Source organism: Lysobacter sp. P5_B9 (assembly GCF_054049835.1).
In genome coordinates this window covers 22,249-39,243 of the sequence record NZ_JBFULP010000006.1, presented here as the reverse complement: position 1 = coordinate 39,243, position 16,995 = coordinate 22,249, and the positions used below count along the sequence as shown (strand labels likewise).

Here is a 16,995-nt window from a genome sequence, read left to right as displayed (position 1 = left end):
GAGGTCCGGTCAGAGCGAGCGGGTACGTCCGCCATCGACCGGCAGGTTGACGCCGGTGATGTAGGACGCCGAAGGCGAACACAGGAAGGCGATGGCCGCCGCGGTTTCCTCGGGCCTGGCGAAGCGGCCCATGGGGATCTCCGCCGCCATCTTCGCGTAGACCGCGTCGCGGTCCTGGCCGGTCTTGGCCATCGTGGATTCGATGATCTGCTCGATGCGCGGCGTTTCGGTCGAACCCGGCAGCACGTTGTTGACGGTGATGCCCTTTGCCGCGACTTCGGTGGCCAGGGTCTTGGCCCAGCTCGCTACGGCCCAGCGCGTGGTATTGGAGACGCCCAGGCCGCGCAGGGGCTCTTTCACGGACGTGGAGATGACGTTGACGATGCGGCCGTAACCGTCGCGCTCCATGCCCGGCAGTACGGCTTCGGCGAGCACGTGGTTGGCGAGCAGGTGTTGGCGGTAGGCGGCTTCGAAGGCGGCGATTTCCGCGCCCCGGACGGTCCCCGGCGGCGGGCCACCGCTGTTGTTGACGAGGATGTGCACGGGCTTGCCGGCGCACAGCGCTTCGACCTGTGCGCGCAGGCGCTCGAGATCAGCGGTATCGGCGGTGATCCAGCCATGGGCCTGCGATGCGCGCGGACGCGGCAACTGTGCGGCGACCTGCTCCAGCACGTCGGCGCGACGGGCGAGCAGGGTGACGTCGGCACCGAGTTCGGCCAAGGCCTTCGCCGTGGCGAGGCCGATGCCCTGGCTGGCGCCGCAGACGAGCGCGTGCTTGCCGTTGAGGTTGAGATCCATGGCTTCAGGTTTCCAGTGGGGTGCGGGCGCGCATCAGCGCGGCGATGTCGCGGCTGTCCTCGCGTTGCTGCGTTTCGAGCTGTCCGGCAACCGCGAGGCGGTTGGCGACCGGGTGGTTCTGGTTGAGCTTGAATTTCAGCGAAGCGGTGTCGACGTGGAAGCGGAAGCCGATGATGCCCCGCAGCTGGCTGCGGTGGTCGTCGCGTCCGTATTCGAAGCGCCAGTCGCGACCAACGCGGGCCTCGTGCTGGTGGCTGAGGTCGTCGACCAGTGCGGCCAGCGAGGCCTCGTCGTCGAAGGTCTCCAGCGTTCCGGCCAGGTGCGCGACGGCGTAGTTCCAGGTCGGCACGCGCGCCTCGGCTTCCTTGTCGGGATACCACGACGGCGATACGTAAGCGTGCGGGCCATGCACCACCACGGTGGCGGGACCGGCGTGCCTCGCCTGCGGATTCGGGCGCGCCCAGTGGCCGCGCAGCCGGACCGAGTCGCCATCGCGGTGATAGAGCACCGGCAAGTGGTTCACCGTGGGCACGCCATCGCGCACGGTGATCAGGGTGATGAAGTTGTCGCGCTCGATCAGCGCATCGAGCGCCGCCAGATCGGTTTCGACGAAGGAGGCGGGCCGGTACATGCTCAGTGGCGCGGCGCCAGCTTCTGGATCATCAGGGTACGCAGCGTGTCGTCATCGTCGGACTGGGGCGGGACCAGTTCGGCGAGCGCGAAGCCGCGCTCGGCCGCATCGTCCTCATCGAGCCCATCCAGGGCGACGAATTCGGCATCCATCAGCGACGCGCGCGCGGTGTCCTCGCTGTCGTAGGGCAGGGTGGCGCCATCGCTGTCGAAGACTTCCGCCGTGCCGGCTTCCAGTACGCGCAGGCGCGCCCAGATCACGGTGCGGCCGAGCGTGGCCAGCCACCATTCGTCGTGTGCGCCTTCGGGAATGCTGCTCATGCGGAAACCACCGTCGACAGGGCCCACAGCAGGCCGGCCAGGATGAGGGCGATGATGATCGTCAGCAGCGAGATGCGTGCTGGCGAGGCGAGCCCGGTGAGGTTGCGGTCGTTGGCTTCCCGGTAACCGCCGCGCAGCAGCCAACCCAGTGCGGCGGGATTGAGGAAGGCGCCGGTGCCGAGCTTGGCGCCGATCGCCGGATGCCGGTCGCGGATATGCACCAGCGACAGCGGCCAGAAGATCACGAACGCACACGCGCCGGCGATGGCGGTGGCGACGAAGAGCAGGGCAAAGAACAGGATCATGCAGGGTGTTCACTTCCAGCCGTGGTGGGCGCGACGGCCGGGATCAGAACTCCGCACTGCCCGGCGCACGCGGATACGGAATCGCATCGCGGATGTTGCTCAGGCCGCAGACGTAGACCACCAATCGCTCGAAGCCGAGGCCGAAGCCCGCGTGCGGCACCGTGCCGTAGCGGCGGAAATCGCGGTACCAGCCGTAGTGGGCGGCATCCAGGCCGAACTGCGCCATGCGTGCATCGAGCAGGTCCAGGCGTTCCTCGCGCTGCGAACCGCCGATGATCTCGCCGATGCCCGGCGCCAGCACGTCCATCGCGGCGACGGTACGGCCGTCGTCGTTGAGGCGCATGTAGAAAGCCTTGATGTGCTCGGGGTAGTTCATTACCACCACGGGGCGGCCGACATGTTCCTCGGTGAGCCAGCGTTCGTGTTCGGTCTGCAGGTCCAGGCCCCATTCCACCGGGAATTCGAACTTCTTGCCCGACTTCTGCAGCAACGAGATCGCATCGGTGTAATCGATGCGCTCGAACGGTGCGTTGATGWAGGCCTCCAGGCGCGTGATCGCGTCGGGCTGGACGCGTTCGGCAATGAAGGTGAGGTCGTCCATGCGCTCGTCGAGCACGGCGCGGAAAAGGTATTTCAGGAACGCTTCGGCGAGGTTCGCGTTCTCGGTGAGGTCGGCGAAGGCGATTTCCGGTTCGATCATCCAGAACTCGGCCAGGTGGCGCGAGGTGTTGCTGTTCTCGGCGCGGAACGTCGGGCCGAACGTGTACACCTTGCTCAGCGCGAGGCAGTAACCCTCGACATTGAGCTGGCCGGACACCGACAGGAAGGTTTCCTTGCCGAAGAAGTCGCGGCCGAAGTCGACGTTGCCCTTGCCGTCGCGCGGCAGGTTGGCCACGTCCAGCGTGGAGACGCGGAACATCTGGCCGGCGCCTTCGGCGTCCGACGTCGTGATGATCGGGGTAGAAATCCAGTAGAAGCCCTGCTCGTGGAAGAAGCGGTGCACGGCCTTGGCCAGGCAGTCGCGAATGCGCGTCACCGCACCGAACAGGTTGGTGCGCGGACGCAGGTGGGCGACTTCGCGCAGGAATTCCAGCGAGTGGGCCTTGGGCTGGATGGGGTAGGTCTCGGGGTCTTCGACCCAGCCGACGACTTCGAGCTTCGAGGCCTGGATCTCGAAAGCCTGGCCCTGGCCCTGCGACTGCACCAGCGTGCCGGTGGCGATGACGGCGCAACCGGCGGTGAGGTGCTTCACCTCGGATTCGTAGTTGGCCAGGGTGCTGGGCGCCACGACCTGGATCGGCGCGAAGCAGGAGCCGTCGCTGACATTGACGAAGCTCAGCCCGGCCTTGGAATCGCGTCGGGTACGTACCCAGCCGCGGACCGTGACTTCGCCGCCGGCAGGCAGCTTGCCTGCGAGCGCATGTTCGACGCTGACCACCGTCATGCCTTGAATCCTGGCCGCCGCGGGCCGATATGGGGAAAGCGGGGAGTTTACCCGCCCGTGGGTAAAGTGAATAACCGCAGCTTGCTTGCTGCCGCGCGCGGCTGATAGCGGCGACGCACGGAACTGCACGACTTATAATTCCCGCACCACCTTGGAGTACCCATGGCCGTCACCCTCGCTCCCGCCGCTCTTGCCCGTGTCCAGCGCTACCTGGTCGAGGCGCCCGACGCGATCGGCCTGCGCTTCGGCGTGACCCGGACGGGCTGCTCGGGCTGGCAGCACTTCGCCGACCTGGCCAAGGACCAGCGCGAGGGGGACCATGTGTTCGAGCAGGACGGCGTGCGGATCTATGTCGATCCGGTGAGCCTGCCGATGGTGGACGGCACCGAGATCGACCTGGTCAAGCAGCGGCTCGGCGAGCAGTTCGTCTTCCGCAATCCCAACGCCAGCGCTGAATGCGGCTGTGGCGAGAGCTTCACCACGGAAGCCGACCGCGCCGCCTGAGCGCGGTCGCCACTCCCAACCTTCGGCAGGGTGGCGCGCGCAGGCGCCGCGCTAGACTCCGGCGTCGACATCCGGGGAGTTGCTCATGATCCGAAACCTTGCCGCGGCCGCGGCGATGCTGGTCGCGTTCGCCGCGCCGCCCACGCAGGCGCAGTCCACCGACGCGACGCGGGCCATGCACCAGCTCTTCGACCAGGAATGGGAACGCGGCCTGCGCGAGAACCCCGTCAACGCCAGCTACCAGGGCGATGCGCGCTACAACGACCGTTGGTCCGATGTGAGCCTCGCCGCGATCCAGGCCAGCGAGGCTGCGGACCGTGCGGCCCTGGCGCGCATTCGCGCCATCGACCGCAATGCCTTGTCGCCCGCCGAGCAGTTGAACTACGACACCTTCCTGTGGCTGCAGGAAAAAAGCGTGGAAAGGCAGAAGTTCCGGACCTGGCTGCAACCGCTCGGGCACCAGGGCGGGGTCCAGACCCTGGACGGCGTGGCGGAGGTGCTGCCGTTCGCGACGACCAAGGACTACCGCGATTGGCTCAAGCGCATGGACGCCTTGCCGGTGCTCGTCGACCAGACCATCGCCTTGATGCGCGAAGGCGTGAAGGCCGGCAGCATGCCGCCCAAGGTGCTGATGCAGCGCGTGCCGCGGCAGATCGCGGCGCAGATCGTCGATGATCCGACCCGGAGTCCGTTCTACGGCGCGTTCAAGAAGTTCCGCGACGGCGTCCCGCAGGCCGACCGTGCCGGATTGCAGGCCGAGGCGCAGCGCGTCATCCGCGACCGCGTCGTGCCCGCGTATCGCACGCTCGAGACCTTTTTCAACAACGAGTACCTGCCGAAAACGCGCGACTCCATCGCCGCGGCCGACTTGCCCAACGGCAAGGCCTATTACGACTACCTGGCCGGCTATTACACGACGACCGACCTCACCGCGGACCAGATCCATGCGCTCGGACTGAAGGAAGTCGCGCGCATCCGCGCCGCGATGGAGAAGATCAAGACGGAAGTCGGCTTCAAGGGCTCCCTGCCGGAGTTCTTCACGTTCCTGCGCACGGATCCCCGTTTCTTCGAGAAGACCCCCGAAGCGCTGCTCACGCACTACCGCGACATCTCCAAGCGCATCGACCCGGAGCTGGTGAAGGCGTTCAGGATCATTCCGCGCCAGCCCTATGGCGTCAGGCCGATCCCGGACAACATCGCCCCGGATACCACCACGGCGTATTACCAGGCAGGCGCCTCCGACGGCAGCCGCGCCGGCTTCTACTACGTGAACCTGTTCAAGCCCGAGGTGCGGCCGACCTGGGAAATGATGCCGCTGTCGCTGCACGAGGCCGTGCCGGGCCACCACTTCCAGTTCGCACGTTCGCTGGAACTGCCCGATGCGCCGATGTTCCGCCGCACCGCCTACTTCGTGGCCTACAGCGAAGGCTGGGGGCTCTACGCCGAGCAGCTCGGTTTCGACATGGGCCTGTACGACGATCCCTACGACCGCATGGGCCAGCTGGCCTACGAGATGTGGCGCGCCGTGCGCCTGGTCGTGGACACGGGCATGCACGCCAAGGGCTGGAGCCGCGAGCGGGCGATCGCCTTCTTCAAGGACAACGCCCCGAAGACCGACCAGGACATCGTCAACGAGATCGACCGCTATATCGGCGATCCCGGGCAGGCGCTGGCCTACAAGGTCGGCCAGCTCAAGATCTCGGAGCTCCGGGCCCGGGCCAAGGCCCAGTTGGGCGAACGCTTCGACGTGAGGGAGTTCAACGACGAGGTGCTTTCGACCGGTTCGGTGCCGCTGCAGGCGCTGGAACGGCATATCGACGCTTGGATCGCCGCCCGCAAGGGGTAGGGCGGGGCGGTTTGCACCTAAGCCCTTGAACCTGCCATACTTTCTGGCTCCCGCGGCTTCGGTCGCCGGGAGACCTTGCTCCACCACGGCCATCCCGGCCGTTCGGGGGGCTGTCCGGGGCGCATCCGCGTCCTGGCATCCACAAGGAAACAAAACATGCGTCATTACGAAGTCGTGTTCCTGGTCCATCCGGACCAGAGCGAGCAGGTGCCGGCCATGATCGAGCGCTACAAGTCGCTCATCGAGGGCGGCGAGGGCAAGGTCCACCGTCTTGAAGACTGGGGCCGCCGCCAGCTGGCCTATCCGATCGAGAACCTGGTCAAGGCCCATTACGTCCTGCTCAACATCGAGTGCACCCAGAGCGTGCTGAACGAGCTGGTCGACGGTTTCCGCTTCAACGATGCGGTGCTGCGCCACCTGGTCATGAAGCGCGACGCGGCCGACACCGAACAGTCCCTGATCATGAAGTTCAAGGACGAGAAGGGCGACAAGCCCGAGCGTCGTCGCCGTGACGATGAGAGCGACAGCGCGATCGGCAATGCCGACTCCGCCGCTGACGAAGCCGAAGCCGCCTAAGGAGCACTGACATGTCCAAGTTTTTCCGTCGCCGCAAGTTCTGCAAGTTCACGGCCGAGGGCGTCAAGGAGATCGATTACAAGGATCTCAACACCCTGCGCCAGTACCTCACCGAGACCGGCAAGATCGTGCCGAGCCGCGTGACCGGTACCAAGTCGAAGTACCAGCGCCAGCTGGCCACGGCCGTCAAACGCGCCCGTTTCCTGGCCCTGATCCCGTACACCGACAACCACAACGCCTGATCCTGACTCCCTCTCCCGCTTGCGGGGGAGGTTTGGGGTGGGGGCAGCCTCACCTGTCATTCGGACAGCATCCGCTGCGGGGCCGCGCGCCTCGCTAACGAATACGGAGCAACACCATGCAACTGATCCTCCTGCAGAACGTCACCAACCTCGGCAAGCTCGGCGACAAGGTCAACGTCAAGCCGGGTTACGGCCGCAACTTCCTGGTCCCGCAGGGCAAGGCCGTGCCGGCCACCACGGCCAACCTGGCTGAATTCGAAGCCAAGCGCGCCGAATACGAAGCCAAGGCCAAGGCCCAGCTCGACGGCGCCGAAGCCCGCAAGGCCGCGCTGGAAGGCGTGGAAGTCACCCTCACCGCCAATGCCTCGACCGAAGGCAAGCTGTACGGCTCGATCAGCCCGCGCGACATCGCCGAGGCGCTGACCAAGCACGGCCACAAGGTCGAGAAGTCGGAAGTGGTGCTGGGCGAAGGCCCGCTGCGCCGCACCGGCGAGCACGAAGTCGTGGTGCACCTGCACGCCGACATCGACGCAACGGTCAAGGTCATCGTGGTCGGCGAAGTCGCCTAAGCCGCGACGGCAAGATCCTGGGACGGGCGCCGAAAGGCGCCCGTTTCTTTTTGCCGGACCGGAAGCGAGGCAGATTGGCCGTCCCGGCCGTTCGTCGGCGAGGACGAATACCTTGGATGCATGCGGGCGGTCGGGTCGCAGCTTCTGAGATTCCCACCGGTTATCCACAGAGTTGTCTGCAACGCATCGCGCACGGGACGACTAGGATGGCCCGCGAGCTTCATCCGCACCAACCACCCGAACACCTACAAGAACCGGGCCGCGACGACGGCCCGCACAGGGGAGTCACCGCACTGATGAGCGCGCGCCAGGGCATGCGCCCCGATCCTGCTTTCCAGACGCGCCGCGACCAGCGCGTAGAACAACTCCGCATACCGCCGCAATCGATCGAAGCCGAACAGGCCGTGCTCGGCGGCCTGATGCTGGCCCCCGACGCCTATGATCGCATCGCCGATCGCATCACCGACAACGACTTCTACCGCCGCGACCACCAGCTGATCTATCGCGCCATCCGCGAGTTGGCGGAAAAAAACCGCCCCTACGACGCGGTGACGCTCGGCGAGTGGTTCGAATCGATGGGCCTGAGCGAGCAGGTCGCCGGCGGCGCCTACCTGATCGAACTGGCCAGCACGACGCCGTCCGCCGCCAACATCACGGCCTACGCCGAGATCGTCCGCGACAAGGCGGTCCTGCGGCAGTTGATCGACGTCGGCACCAACATCGTCAACGAGGGCTTCATGCCCGAGGGCCGCGATACCAGCGAAATACTGGAGGAAGCCGAGAAGCAGGTCCTGGCGATCGCCGAGGGCGCCTCGCGCGGCAAGCAGGATTTCACCGCGGTCAACAAGGCGCTGTCGGAAGCCTTCGACGTACTGCAGACGCGCTACGCCAATGGCGGCGGCGTCACCGGCCTGCCGACCGGCTACACCGAATTCGACGAGATGACCGCGGGCCTGCAGCCCACCGACCTGATCATCCTTGCGGCGCGTCCGTCGATGGGCAAGACCACGCTGGCGTTGAACATGGCCGAATACGGCGCGCTGAAGACGCGCAAGGCCGTGGCGGTGTTCTCGATGGAAATGTCCGCCAGCCAGCTGGCGCTGCGCCTGATCTCGTCGGTTGGTCGCATCAATGCCACGCGCCTGCGCACCGGCCAGCTCGAAGACGAGGATTGGAGCCGCGTCACCAGCGCGATCCGCATGCTCCGCGACGTCAAGATCTTCATCGACGATACGCCGGCGATGTCGCCGGTGGCCCTGGCCGCGAAGGCGCGCCGGCTCAAGCGCGAGCACGACCTCGGCCTCATCGTCATCGACTACCTGCAGCTGATGCAGGTTCCGGGCAACAGCGAAAACCGCGCGACAGAAATCTCCGAGATCTCGCGCTCGCTCAAGGCGCTGGCGAAGGAGCTCAACGTGCCGGTGGTTGCGTTGTCCCAGCTCAACCGCTCGCTGGAAACGCGTGCCGACAAGCGCCCGGTGATGGCCGACCTGCGCGAATCGGGCGCAATCGAGCAGGACGCCGACGTCATCGTCTTCATCTACCGCGACGACTACTACAACAAGGAAAACTCGCCGGACAAGGGATTGGCCGAAGTCATCATCGGCAAGCAGCGTAACGGTCCCACCGGGTCGGTCAAGCTGAAGTTCTTCGGTGAGTACACGCGCTTCGACAACCTGTCCCACGATTCGGTGGGCAGCTTCGAATAGGCCTCCGGGTGGTTTGACGTGCCAATAACGGCGCCCGGCGCAGGTTGGATGGATCCTTCCCACAGGAGCATCGCCATGCGCGCCCGCACTCCCTTCCTCATCGCCATCGCGGTGGCGGTCTCGCTCGCTGGCACGGCCTACGCGGGCGGGCAGACGTCCGGCACCAAGTCGACGTCGACCAAGAGCACCTCGACCAAGAGCTCCAGCACCAAGACACCGCACTGCTACGACGTGCAGGTGGAGAAGCCGAAGGAGGTCAAGGACACCCACAAGGTCGCCGGCACCGCGCTCGGCGCCGTGGCCGGTGGCCTGCTCGGCAACCAGGTCGGCGGTGGCAGCGGCAAGACGATCGCGACCGTGGCAGGTGCCGCCGGCGGCGCCTATGCCGGTCGCAAGATCCAGGAAAACCAGCAGAACAAGACCGAGACGGTGACCGAGCGTCGCTGCGATCCGTAATGTCTTCTCGTCTTGGTGGCAGTGCGGGCCGGCGATTCGCCGGCCCGTTTCGTTTCCCGCGTGGATGCGCGCGTAGGCGGGCGCGGGCCTTAGAATGGCCCTGCGAACCCCACTTCCGGGAACGAAGTGCACCAGATTCCAGGCATGCCTCCTGCCGCCAGCGAGCGTCCGACTCGCATCGTGGTCCATCTCGACCATCTGGCGTCCAACCTCCGCAGCATTCGCGCGCATGTCGGCGTGCCGGTGATGGGCATCGTCAAGGCCAACGCCTACGGTCACGGTCTGGTGTCGGTGGCGCTGCACCTGCAAGCCCAGGGCGTGGAGCAACTGGGCGTGGCATTCGTCGAGGAGGGCATCGCGTTGCGCCAGGCCGGCGTCACCGTGCCCATCCTGGTGCTCGGCGGGATCTTTGGCCGCCAGGTGGCTCAGTTCATCCTCCACGACCTGGAAATCACCGTTTCCTCGCTGGACAAGCTTCGGCAGGTAGAGGCCGCCGCGCAGGCGCTCGGCCGCAAGGCCGTGATCCACCTGAAGGTCGACACCGGGATGGAACGCATCGGCGTGCACAGCTATTCGGCCCGCCCCTTCATCGAGGCTGCGGTAGCTTCCAACTGGTGCATCCTCAAAGGCATCTATTCGCACTTGGCCTGTGCCGACGATCCGCAGTCGCCGATGACCGGGCAGCAGTTGGAGAGATTCCTCGAAGCCTGCGCGCATATCGAGCGCGCCGGGGCGCCGATGCCGCTGCGCCACCTGGCCAATTCCGGTGGCGTGCTGCATTTCCCGGCAACGTGGCTGGACATGGTCCGGCCAGGCATCCTGTTGTATGGCGTGCAACCCGACCCGGCCTCGCGACGCAGCGTCGATGTCAGGCCCGTCATGTCGCTGGCCTCCCAGGTGGTCTACTTCAAGGTGGTCAAGGCCGGGAATACGGTCAGCTATGGGGCGATGTGGGCTCCTGAGCGCGACACTCGCGTGGTGACCATTCCCATCGGTTACGGCGACGGCTACCCAAGAGCCTTGTCTTCCCGAGGCGAAGTGCTGATCCGTGGCCACCGCTATCCCATCGTCGGGCGCGTGTGCATGGACCAGTTCATGGTCGACATCGACCAGGACAGCGCCTGGAACGAAGACGAAGTCGTGCTGATCGGTTCGCAGGGCGACGACGCCCTCACCGTCGAAGCGCTGGCGCAGCAGGCCGGTGTGATCCCCTACGAGATCCTGGTGGGCCTCAACGACCGCATTCCGCGCGAGTACCGCGGCACCTGACTCCCGCGTGGGCGCCGCAGGAGTCGGCGTTACCTCAAACCGTGGAAAGGGGCGTGGCCGCCGCGGCCATCTTCTTTGATTCAAATAGTTAGGTCGTATTCGTGATGTGATTTGTCATCGCGACACGAAACTCACACCCCTTGTTGATGCTGGCACGACGCTTGCGGCCGGCCTCCCGTGGCTTTGAGCGTATCTCCATTGGGGTCCAATCAAAGGGGTGTCAAATGAAGCAGAAGTCGCTTGTAAGCGCGCTGGGCGCAGGCCTGGTGCTGGTCTTCGGTGCCGCGGCCATCACCTCCACTTCCACCGCAGCGCCGCCGCCGGAGCGCGTGCTGATCAAGTTCAAGAAAGGCGCCAAGGCCGCCGTACAGGGCGAACTCAAACGCGGCAATGCGAAGGTCCACTACAACTTCGACAGCGACGACCTGATCGCGGCGACGGTGCCGGCGCAGGCGCTCAAGGGGCTTCGCAACAACCCGAACGTGGAGCTCGTCGAGCCGGATCGCATCCGGCGCCCGGCGGCGCAGACCATCCCTTACGGCATCGACATGGTGCAGGCGCGCGATGTGTGGGATTCCGACCACAACGACGTGCTCGACCCAGGTGCGCCAACCGGCCAGGGCATGCGGGTCTGCGTGATCGACTCGGGCATCAATGCGGGACACGAAGACTTCCGGGGGGTCGACATCGTCGGCGGCTTCCCGAAGGACAAGTGGTTCTTCGACAACTGCGGCCACGGGACGCACGTCGCCGGGACCATCGCTGCCGCGCAGAACGATCTCGGCGTGGTCGGCGTCAGCCCGGGCAAGGTCTCGTTGTTCATCGTGAAGGTGTTCGGCAACGACGTGCAGACCAGCTGCACCTGGTCCTTCTCTTCGCAATTGATCGATGCGGCCAACCGTTGCGCGGACGCGGGCGCCAAGGTGATCAGCATGAGCCTGGGCGGGGCCGAGCGAAGCCAAGGCGAGGAGATGGTGTTCCGGGCGCTCGAAAAACGCGGTGTGCTGAGTATCGCCGCCGCAGGCAACCAGGGCGTGCCGACCACGCCGATCGATGCCTATTCGTATCCGGCGGCCTATGACAGCGTCGTCTCGGTGGCCGCCATCGACAGCAACAAGGCCCTGGCGGGCTTCTCGGCGAAGAACGACCAGACCGAAATCGCCGCGCCTGGCGTGGCGGTACTGAGCACCTATCCGCTGGGCCCCCCCGAGCCTGTCACGTCGGGAGCCGACTCATTTCCGGCGATTCCGATGACCAACAGCTTCGTTGGTGGCGCCAGCGCGCTGCTGGTCGATGGCGGACTGTGCAACACGCCGTTGCCGGCCGGCGATACGAGTTGGCAGGGACGGGTGGTGTTGTGCCAGCGCGGCGCCGCGACGTTTGCTGTCAAGGCCGGCAACGTGTTCGCCGGCGGCGGCGCCGCGGTGGTGATCTACAACAACGTGCCGGGCGCCCTCAACGGTACCCTCGGCACCGACCTGTCGATCATCCCGCCGATCCCGGTCGTGGGCATCGCCCAGGCCAGCGGGGTGGCGTTGCAGGCGCATGTCGGCCAGACGACGACCGTCGATACCCGTCTGCCGCTGAACTACAACGGTTACGCCTTCATGAGCGGCACGTCGATGGCGACGCCGCACGTGTCCGGCGTGGCGGCGTTGATCTGGAGCGCGAATCCGTCGTGGACCAATCGGCAGGTGCGCGCAGCGCTGGACGCGACCGCGCAGGACCTGGGGGCATCCGGTTACGACACCAGTTTCGGTTGGGGCCTGGTGCAGGCGAAGGCGGCGCTGGAAGAACTGCAGGGCCAGTGAGAGATAGGACCCTGGACGAAGAAGCCCGGCCCGCGCGCCGGGCTTCTTCTTTCCGCTTTTCCGCTCCCGGAGCGCGTTGACGCTGTTTGCGCCTGCGTGATTCACTCGCCCGAGGTGAATGGAGAACCGGCATGGCCAGCGCTCGACCACACAAGGGGACCGTCAAGGCACGTGCGAAGCGCATCCGCGCCACGCGGCGTGAACCCATGGCCAAGGTCGACACTGCCTGGTTGCGCATGGAGCAGCCCACCAACCCGATGATGATCACCGGCGTGCTGATGTTCGCCGAAGCGATGTCGATCACCGATCTGCGCCAGGTCATCCGGCAGCGCTGGCTGGCGTATCGCCGCTTCCGCCAGAAGGCCGTGGACACGGCGGCGGGCGCGTTCTGGCAGACGGACAATGACCTCGATCTGGACTGGCACGTGCAACTCACTGCATTGCCGGGTCGCGGTGGCAAGCGCGCACTCGAACGGTTCGTCAGCCAATTGGCGTCCACGCCGCTGGATACAGGCCGGCCGCTCTGGCAGTTCCACCTGGTGGAGAAGTACGACGGCGGCTCGGTCCTGATTGCCCGCATCCATCACAGCTATGCGGACGGCATCGCCCTCGTGCAGGTCCTGCTTTCACTCACCGACACCACGCGTGAGCCCGTCAAGGGCAGCGACCTTCAGCAGGCGTGGCTGAAACAGGATGGCGCGCATGTCGCCCGGCGCGTTGGCGCGGCCGAGCGCTACATGAAGTTCGGTACCAAGATGGTCGAGAAGGGCATGGAGATGTACCGGCACCCCACGCTTGCCGCCGTGCTGGCGAAGGAGGGGGGAGAGATCGGTCGCGAGCTGCTGCATGCCGTGACGCTGCCGGACGATCCGCCCTCGCTCCTGCGCGGCAAGCTCGGCGTAAGCAAGCGGGTCGCGTGGGCCGAACCGCTGGACCTGGAGGAGGTCAAAGCCGTCGGCCGCGCCTGCGAATGCACGGTCAACGACGTGTTGATGGCGACGGCCGCGGGGGCGTTGCGCCAGTACATGATCGAACGCGGCGACAACGTCGACGGCATGACGTTGCGCGCCACCGTTCCAGTGAACCTGCGTCCGCTCGAACACGCCAAGAAGCTGGGCAACCACTTCGGCCTGGTCTTCCTAGAACTGCCCGTGGGCGAAGACAACCCGATCCGCCGGGTCGAGCGGGTTGCCGAGTGCATGAATAACCTTAAAACATCACGGCAAGCAATTGTTTCATTTGGACTTCTTGCGGCGCTTGGCATGGCTCCAACCGCGGTACAGAGCTTGGCGCTGGATCTCTTCAGCCGGAAGGCAACCGTGGTCGCGACCAACGTGCCTGGCCCGCCGCAGACGCTCTACCTGGCCAGCTGCGCACTACGCGAGATGATGTTCTGGGTGCCCCAGACCGGTTCCGTGGGCGTGGGTATTTCGATCCTCAGCTACAACGGGCGCGTGCATTTCGGCTTGATCGCAGATGCGAAGCTGATCCCCGACCCAGAGCACGTGATACAGCGCTTCGGTGCCGAATTCGAGAAGCTGCTGTACCTCTCGCTGATGAGCAATTGGGATGAGCGGCTCGATGGTCCTGCGGCCGACGCACTGATGCCGAATGACGCACCGCACGTATCCAGGGTCGTGACAGCTGGCTGACGCTCACGATGCATGCGCTGTTGAGGCAAGGCACGTCCTTAGTGGACGGATACGCGACCGTGATTGGCGTTCAGCCCTGTTCAGGCGAGCAATGCAATGGTGGCGCCGCCGCATGCCCCCTTAGGAGAAAGGAATGAATACACGTAATCTGGTTGCCGCCGGCGTACTCACCGCGCTGCTCGCCGCCTGCACAACGCAGGGCGGCTATTACGGCAGCAACCCGCCGCCGCAACAGAGCCAGCAGCCGCAACCGACCGGCCAGCAGGCCGGAATGAGCAAGACCAAGAAAGGCGCGCTGATTGGCGCCGCCGTGGGCGTGGCGGCTGGCCTGCTCAGCGGCAGCGATGCCACCGAACGTCGCCAGCACGCAATGGTCGGTGCCGGCGTGGGCGCCCTTGCGGGCGGAGCGATTGGCAACTACCAGGACCGGCAGGAACGCGAGCTGCGCGAACGCATGGCCGGTACCGGCGTGGGTGTGGTGCGCCAGGGCGACAACATCACCCTGAGCATGCCGGGCAATGTCACGTTCGCCTTCAATGATGCGAACCTGCAGTCGCAGTTCTATCCTGTCCTGGATGACGTCGCGCGTACCCTCAACGAGTACAACCAGACCGTGGTCGAGGTGGCGGGCCATACCGACAACGTCGGTAGCGACGCGTACAACGAGCAACTGTCGGTGCGCCGTGCCAACTCGGTTGCGGCTTACCTGCAGAGCCATGGCGTGATGCAGCAACGACTCATGACCGTGGGCGCGGGCGAGTTGCACCCGATCGCGAGCAACGCTACCGAAGAGGGCCGCGCGCAGAACCGTCGCGTGGAAATCACCCTGGTCCCCGTGCAGGGCTGATTCACTCAGTCGTGTCGAGCGGGGCGGGAAACCGCCCCGTGCACGTCCTGCCAACCAGGTCCGGAGCGGCGGATCCGCACGGTGGATTCCGCCTGTGCAGCCCTTCGGGCAACGCCGAAACAAAGCTTGAGATCGGCCCATGCGCCCCTATACTGGACAGGTCAGCGTTTTTGACTGTCCCCGGGGGTGCACTGGCTTCGACGGGGGTCGCAAAGTCGCTTGGCGCATGCCGAGGGGGTAGCTTTCCTCGTAAATCCAGCTGCAAAACTCTAGTTGCCAACGACGACAACTACGCTCTCGCCGCTTAAGGCGTAAGCCCCGAAACTGCCTGTGTCCGTGCTAGCAGCGTAGGGTCATCATCGCGGAATCGCTGGAAGTGGCTGCCTGTCAGCTTCCGGTTAACCCAAAGCAGGCTGGCCCCCGGATGCGCTTCGCGCACCGTGCTGTCCGGGGGCGAGATCCAACGGTGAGCTAAGCATGTAGTGCCGGGGATGGAGTGCCTTCGGACGGGGGTTCAATTCCCCCCACCTCCACCATATTGCAGTACGAGAAGGTCCGATAAAGGCCGGAATCCTGATTAAAAACAAGGATTTCGGCCTTTTTCTTGTCCAGTGCTGTCCGACTTCGCCCGTTGCAATACGACCATAGATGCCGGTAGCTTTGACGGTAAGCCGGTTCTGGGGCTGGCTGTTACCGTCACGAGGCTACCGTCATGGCGCTGAGCGATACCGGAATACGCAAAGCCAAGCCCGGCGAAAAGCCGATCAAGATGACCGACGGCGGCGGTCTCTATCTGCTGCTGAACCCAAACGGCTCCCGCTGGTGGCGCTGGGATTTCCGGCACCTCGGCAAGCGCAAGACGTTGAGCATGGGCGTCTACCCCGATACAGGGCTCGCGGACGCGCGCCAGAAACGCGACGACGCTCGCAAGCTGCTCGCGGCCGGCGTGGACCCGGGTGGTCATAGGAAGGCCACAAAGGCCGCCATGGTCGATCGCGCTGCCAACAGCTTCGAGGTCGTTGCACGGGAATGGCTGGGCAAGCGGACGTGGGTTCCGGAGTACTCCGCCAAGGTCACTGCCTGGTTCGACAACGACGTCTTCCCATGGATTGGTGCGCGCGCTGTGGCCGATCTGAAGGCGCCAGACTTCCTCAGGGTAGTCAGGCGTGTGGAGGATCGCGGGGCGATCGAATCTGCCCATCGGCTCCTTCAGAACTGCGGGCAGGTCATGCGTTACGCCGTCGCCACTGGCCGGGCCGAGCGGGATCCGGTGTCGAGCCTGCGCGGTGCGTTGCCAGCGCCGCCTGAAAAGCACCATGCCGCCATCACCGACCCCAAGGCGGTTGGGGGACTGATGCGCGCGATCGATTCCTACGCCGGATCGTTCATCACGAAGAGCGCGTTGCGACTGGCACCGCTGGTGTTCGTTCGCCCCGGTGAGCTGCGGCAGGCCGAGTGGACCGAGTTCGACTTGGATGCGGCCGAATGGAACATTCCCGCCGAGAAGATGAAAACGCGTGCGCCACACCTGGTGCCGCTGTCGACCCAAGCCGTTGCCGTTCTGACGGAGTTGAATGCTCTGACAGGGCAGGGACGATATGTCTTCCCCAGCGCGCGAAGCTCGAAGCGCCCCATGAGCAATAACGCGGTGCTCTCTGCCCTGAGGCGCATGGGCTTTGAAAAGGGCGAGATGAGCGGCCATGGATTCAGGGCAATGGCTCGTACGATCCTCGACGAAGTGTTGCACTTCCGCCCCGACTATATCGAGCACCAGCTCGCGCATGCCGTCCGCGATCCGAACGGGCGTGCGTACAACCGCACGGCGCACCTTGCCGAACGGCTAAAGATGATGCAGGCCTGGGCGGACTACTTGGACGCGCAAAAGGCGGACATCGGCAAAATCGTCCCCATAAAGCGCACAGCATCCGGTACTAGCCGGTAAACATCGTCGGAACCGACTGCAGCAACAGCCGGCGCCTTCCACAACCGTTCACTAGGGGAACGAGCATGGATGAT

The 16,995-nt window shown here is 65.4% G+C and carries 17 protein-coding genes and 1 other RNA gene; 13 read left to right on the top strand and 5 right to left on the bottom strand.

The genetic code is table 11. From position 1 onward, the window contains the following. Positions 1-9 precede the first annotated feature (9 nt). From ACXJJ9_RS12850 to asnS, 5 genes are read right to left on the bottom strand one after another with little or no spacing between them, the layout of a single operon-like run. Positions 10-798 carry an SDR family oxidoreductase gene (locus ACXJJ9_RS12850; RefSeq protein WP_457097551.1) on the bottom strand — a complete coding sequence of 263 codons (789 nt, stop codon included), beginning with the start codon at positions 796-798 and terminating at the stop codon, positions 10-12. Positions 799-802: 4 nt separating this feature from the next. Next, positions 803-1,429 carry an FMN-binding negative transcriptional regulator gene (locus tag ACXJJ9_RS12845; protein ID WP_457097550.1) on the bottom strand — a complete coding sequence of 209 codons (627 nt, stop codon included), beginning with the start codon at positions 1,427-1,429 and terminating at the stop codon, positions 803-805. 2 nt (positions 1,430-1,431) lie between these two features. Further along, positions 1,432-1,749 (bottom strand): hypothetical protein, encoded by a 318-nt coding sequence (locus ACXJJ9_RS12840; RefSeq protein ID WP_457097549.1) that lies wholly within the window; start codon positions 1,747-1,749, stop codon positions 1,432-1,434. After that, positions 1,746-2,054 (bottom strand): hypothetical protein, encoded by a 309-nt coding sequence (locus tag ACXJJ9_RS12835; RefSeq protein ID WP_457097548.1) that lies wholly within the window; start codon positions 2,052-2,054, stop codon positions 1,746-1,748. The genes ACXJJ9_RS12840 and ACXJJ9_RS12835 overlap by 4 nt, the downstream gene beginning before the upstream one ends. Positions 2,055-2,097: 43 nt before the next feature. Continuing rightward, a complete protein-coding gene (asnS, locus tag ACXJJ9_RS12830; protein ID WP_457097547.1) occupies positions 2,098-3,498 on the bottom strand; it encodes an asparagine--tRNA ligase in 1,401 nt (466 codons plus the stop codon). 162 nt (positions 3,499-3,660) lie between these two features. Between asnS and ACXJJ9_RS12825 the strand changes: the two genes are divergently transcribed. From ACXJJ9_RS12825 to ACXJJ9_RS12765, 13 genes are all read left to right on the top strand, one after another. After that, positions 3,661-4,002 carry a HesB/IscA family protein gene (locus ACXJJ9_RS12825; protein WP_457097546.1) on the top strand — a complete coding sequence of 114 codons (342 nt, stop codon included), beginning with the start codon at positions 3,661-3,663 and terminating at the stop codon, positions 4,000-4,002. An 85-nt stretch (positions 4,003-4,087) separates the two neighbouring features. After that, the gene (locus tag ACXJJ9_RS12820; protein ID WP_457097545.1) at positions 4,088-5,848 is read left to right on the top strand and encodes a DUF885 domain-containing protein; all 1,761 of its coding nucleotides are present in this window, start codon (positions 4,088-4,090) and stop codon (positions 5,846-5,848) included. 156 nt (positions 5,849-6,004) lie between these two features. Then, positions 6,005-6,424: a 30S ribosomal protein S6 gene (gene rpsF, locus ACXJJ9_RS12815; RefSeq protein ID WP_310052797.1), complete on the top strand. Its 420-nt coding sequence runs from the start codon at positions 6,005-6,007 to the stop codon at positions 6,422-6,424. 11 nt (positions 6,425-6,435) lie between these two features. Further along, on the top strand, positions 6,436-6,666 hold the full coding sequence (gene rpsR / locus ACXJJ9_RS12810) for a 30S ribosomal protein S18 (protein WP_031372470.1): 231 nt from the start codon (positions 6,436-6,438) through the stop codon (positions 6,664-6,666). Positions 6,667-6,782: 116 nt separating this feature from the next. Continuing rightward, positions 6,783-7,235, top strand: a complete 453-nt coding sequence (gene rplI, locus ACXJJ9_RS12805; protein ID WP_457097544.1) for a 50S ribosomal protein L9 — start codon at positions 6,783-6,785, stop codon at positions 7,233-7,235. 296 nt (positions 7,236-7,531) lie between these two features. Continuing rightward, positions 7,532-8,944 (top strand): replicative DNA helicase, encoded by a 1,413-nt coding sequence (locus tag ACXJJ9_RS12800; protein WP_310052786.1) that lies wholly within the window; start codon positions 7,532-7,534, stop codon positions 8,942-8,944. Between the two features lie 75 nt (positions 8,945-9,019). Further along, on the top strand, positions 9,020-9,400 hold the full coding sequence (locus ACXJJ9_RS12795; RefSeq protein WP_457097543.1) for a glycine zipper 2TM domain-containing protein: 381 nt from the start codon (positions 9,020-9,022) through the stop codon (positions 9,398-9,400). A 144-nt stretch (positions 9,401-9,544) separates the two neighbouring features. After that, on the top strand, positions 9,545-10,669 hold the full coding sequence (alr, locus tag ACXJJ9_RS12790; protein WP_457097542.1) for an alanine racemase: 1,125 nt from the start codon (positions 9,545-9,547) through the stop codon (positions 10,667-10,669). Positions 10,670-10,893: 224 nt separating this feature from the next. Beyond that, positions 10,894-12,480, top strand: a complete 1,587-nt coding sequence (locus ACXJJ9_RS12785) for a S8 family serine peptidase (protein WP_457097541.1) — start codon at positions 10,894-10,896, stop codon at positions 12,478-12,480. 86 nt (positions 12,481-12,566) lie between these two features. Next, positions 12,567-14,132 carry a WS/DGAT/MGAT family O-acyltransferase gene (locus tag ACXJJ9_RS12780; RefSeq protein WP_457097540.1) on the top strand — a complete coding sequence of 522 codons (1,566 nt, stop codon included), beginning with the start codon at positions 12,567-12,569 and terminating at the stop codon, positions 14,130-14,132. A 133-nt stretch (positions 14,133-14,265) separates the two neighbouring features. Further along, positions 14,266-14,979: an OmpA family protein gene (locus tag ACXJJ9_RS12775; protein WP_457097539.1), complete on the top strand. Its 714-nt coding sequence runs from the start codon at positions 14,266-14,268 to the stop codon at positions 14,977-14,979. Between the two features lie 182 nt (positions 14,980-15,161). Beyond that, positions 15,162-15,515: a transfer-messenger RNA gene (gene ssrA / locus ACXJJ9_RS12770) on the top strand. A 176-nt stretch (positions 15,516-15,691) separates the two neighbouring features. Then, positions 15,692-16,921 carry a tyrosine-type recombinase/integrase gene (locus ACXJJ9_RS12765; RefSeq protein ID WP_457097538.1) on the top strand — a complete coding sequence of 410 codons (1,230 nt, stop codon included), beginning with the start codon at positions 15,692-15,694 and terminating at the stop codon, positions 16,919-16,921. The last annotated feature ends 74 nt before the right edge of the window (positions 16,922-16,995 follow it).

What these genes read in the sequence shown, in the direction of transcription:
- ACXJJ9_RS12850 (WP_457097551.1), bottom strand. Translation starts at nt 798, where the DNA reads ATGGATCTCAACCTCAACGGCAAGCACGCGCTCGTCTGCGGCGCCAGC.
- ACXJJ9_RS12845 (WP_457097550.1), bottom strand. Translation starts at nt 1,429, where the DNA reads ATGTACCGGCCCGCCTCCTTCGTCGAAACCGATCTGGCGGCGCTCGAT.
- ACXJJ9_RS12840 (WP_457097549.1), bottom strand. Translation starts at nt 1,749, where the DNA reads ATGAGCAGCATTCCCGAAGGCGCACACGACGAATGGTGGCTGGCCACG.
- ACXJJ9_RS12835 (WP_457097548.1), bottom strand. Translation starts at nt 2,054, where the DNA reads ATGATCCTGTTCTTTGCCCTGCTCTTCGTCGCCACCGCCATCGCCGGC.
- ACXJJ9_RS12825 (WP_457097546.1), top strand. Translation starts at nt 3,661, where the DNA reads ATGGCCGTCACCCTCGCTCCCGCCGCTCTTGCCCGTGTCCAGCGCTAC.
- ACXJJ9_RS12820 (WP_457097545.1), top strand. Translation starts at nt 4,088, where the DNA reads ATGATCCGAAACCTTGCCGCGGCCGCGGCGATGCTGGTCGCGTTCGCC.
- rpsF (WP_310052797.1), top strand. Translation starts at nt 6,005, where the DNA reads ATGCGTCATTACGAAGTCGTGTTCCTGGTCCATCCGGACCAGAGCGAG.
- rpsR (WP_031372470.1), top strand. Translation starts at nt 6,436, where the DNA reads ATGTCCAAGTTTTTCCGTCGCCGCAAGTTCTGCAAGTTCACGGCCGAG.
- rplI (WP_457097544.1), top strand. Translation starts at nt 6,783, where the DNA reads ATGCAACTGATCCTCCTGCAGAACGTCACCAACCTCGGCAAGCTCGGC.
- ACXJJ9_RS12800 (WP_310052786.1), top strand. Translation starts at nt 7,532, where the DNA reads ATGAGCGCGCGCCAGGGCATGCGCCCCGATCCTGCTTTCCAGACGCGC.
- ACXJJ9_RS12795 (WP_457097543.1), top strand. Translation starts at nt 9,020, where the DNA reads ATGCGCGCCCGCACTCCCTTCCTCATCGCCATCGCGGTGGCGGTCTCG.
- alr (WP_457097542.1), top strand. Translation starts at nt 9,545, where the DNA reads ATGCCTCCTGCCGCCAGCGAGCGTCCGACTCGCATCGTGGTCCATCTC.
- ACXJJ9_RS12785 (WP_457097541.1), top strand. Translation starts at nt 10,894, where the DNA reads ATGAAGCAGAAGTCGCTTGTAAGCGCGCTGGGCGCAGGCCTGGTGCTG.
- ACXJJ9_RS12775 (WP_457097539.1), top strand. Translation starts at nt 14,266, where the DNA reads ATGAATACACGTAATCTGGTTGCCGCCGGCGTACTCACCGCGCTGCTC.
- ACXJJ9_RS12765 (WP_457097538.1), top strand. Translation starts at nt 15,692, where the DNA reads ATGGCGCTGAGCGATACCGGAATACGCAAAGCCAAGCCCGGCGAAAAG.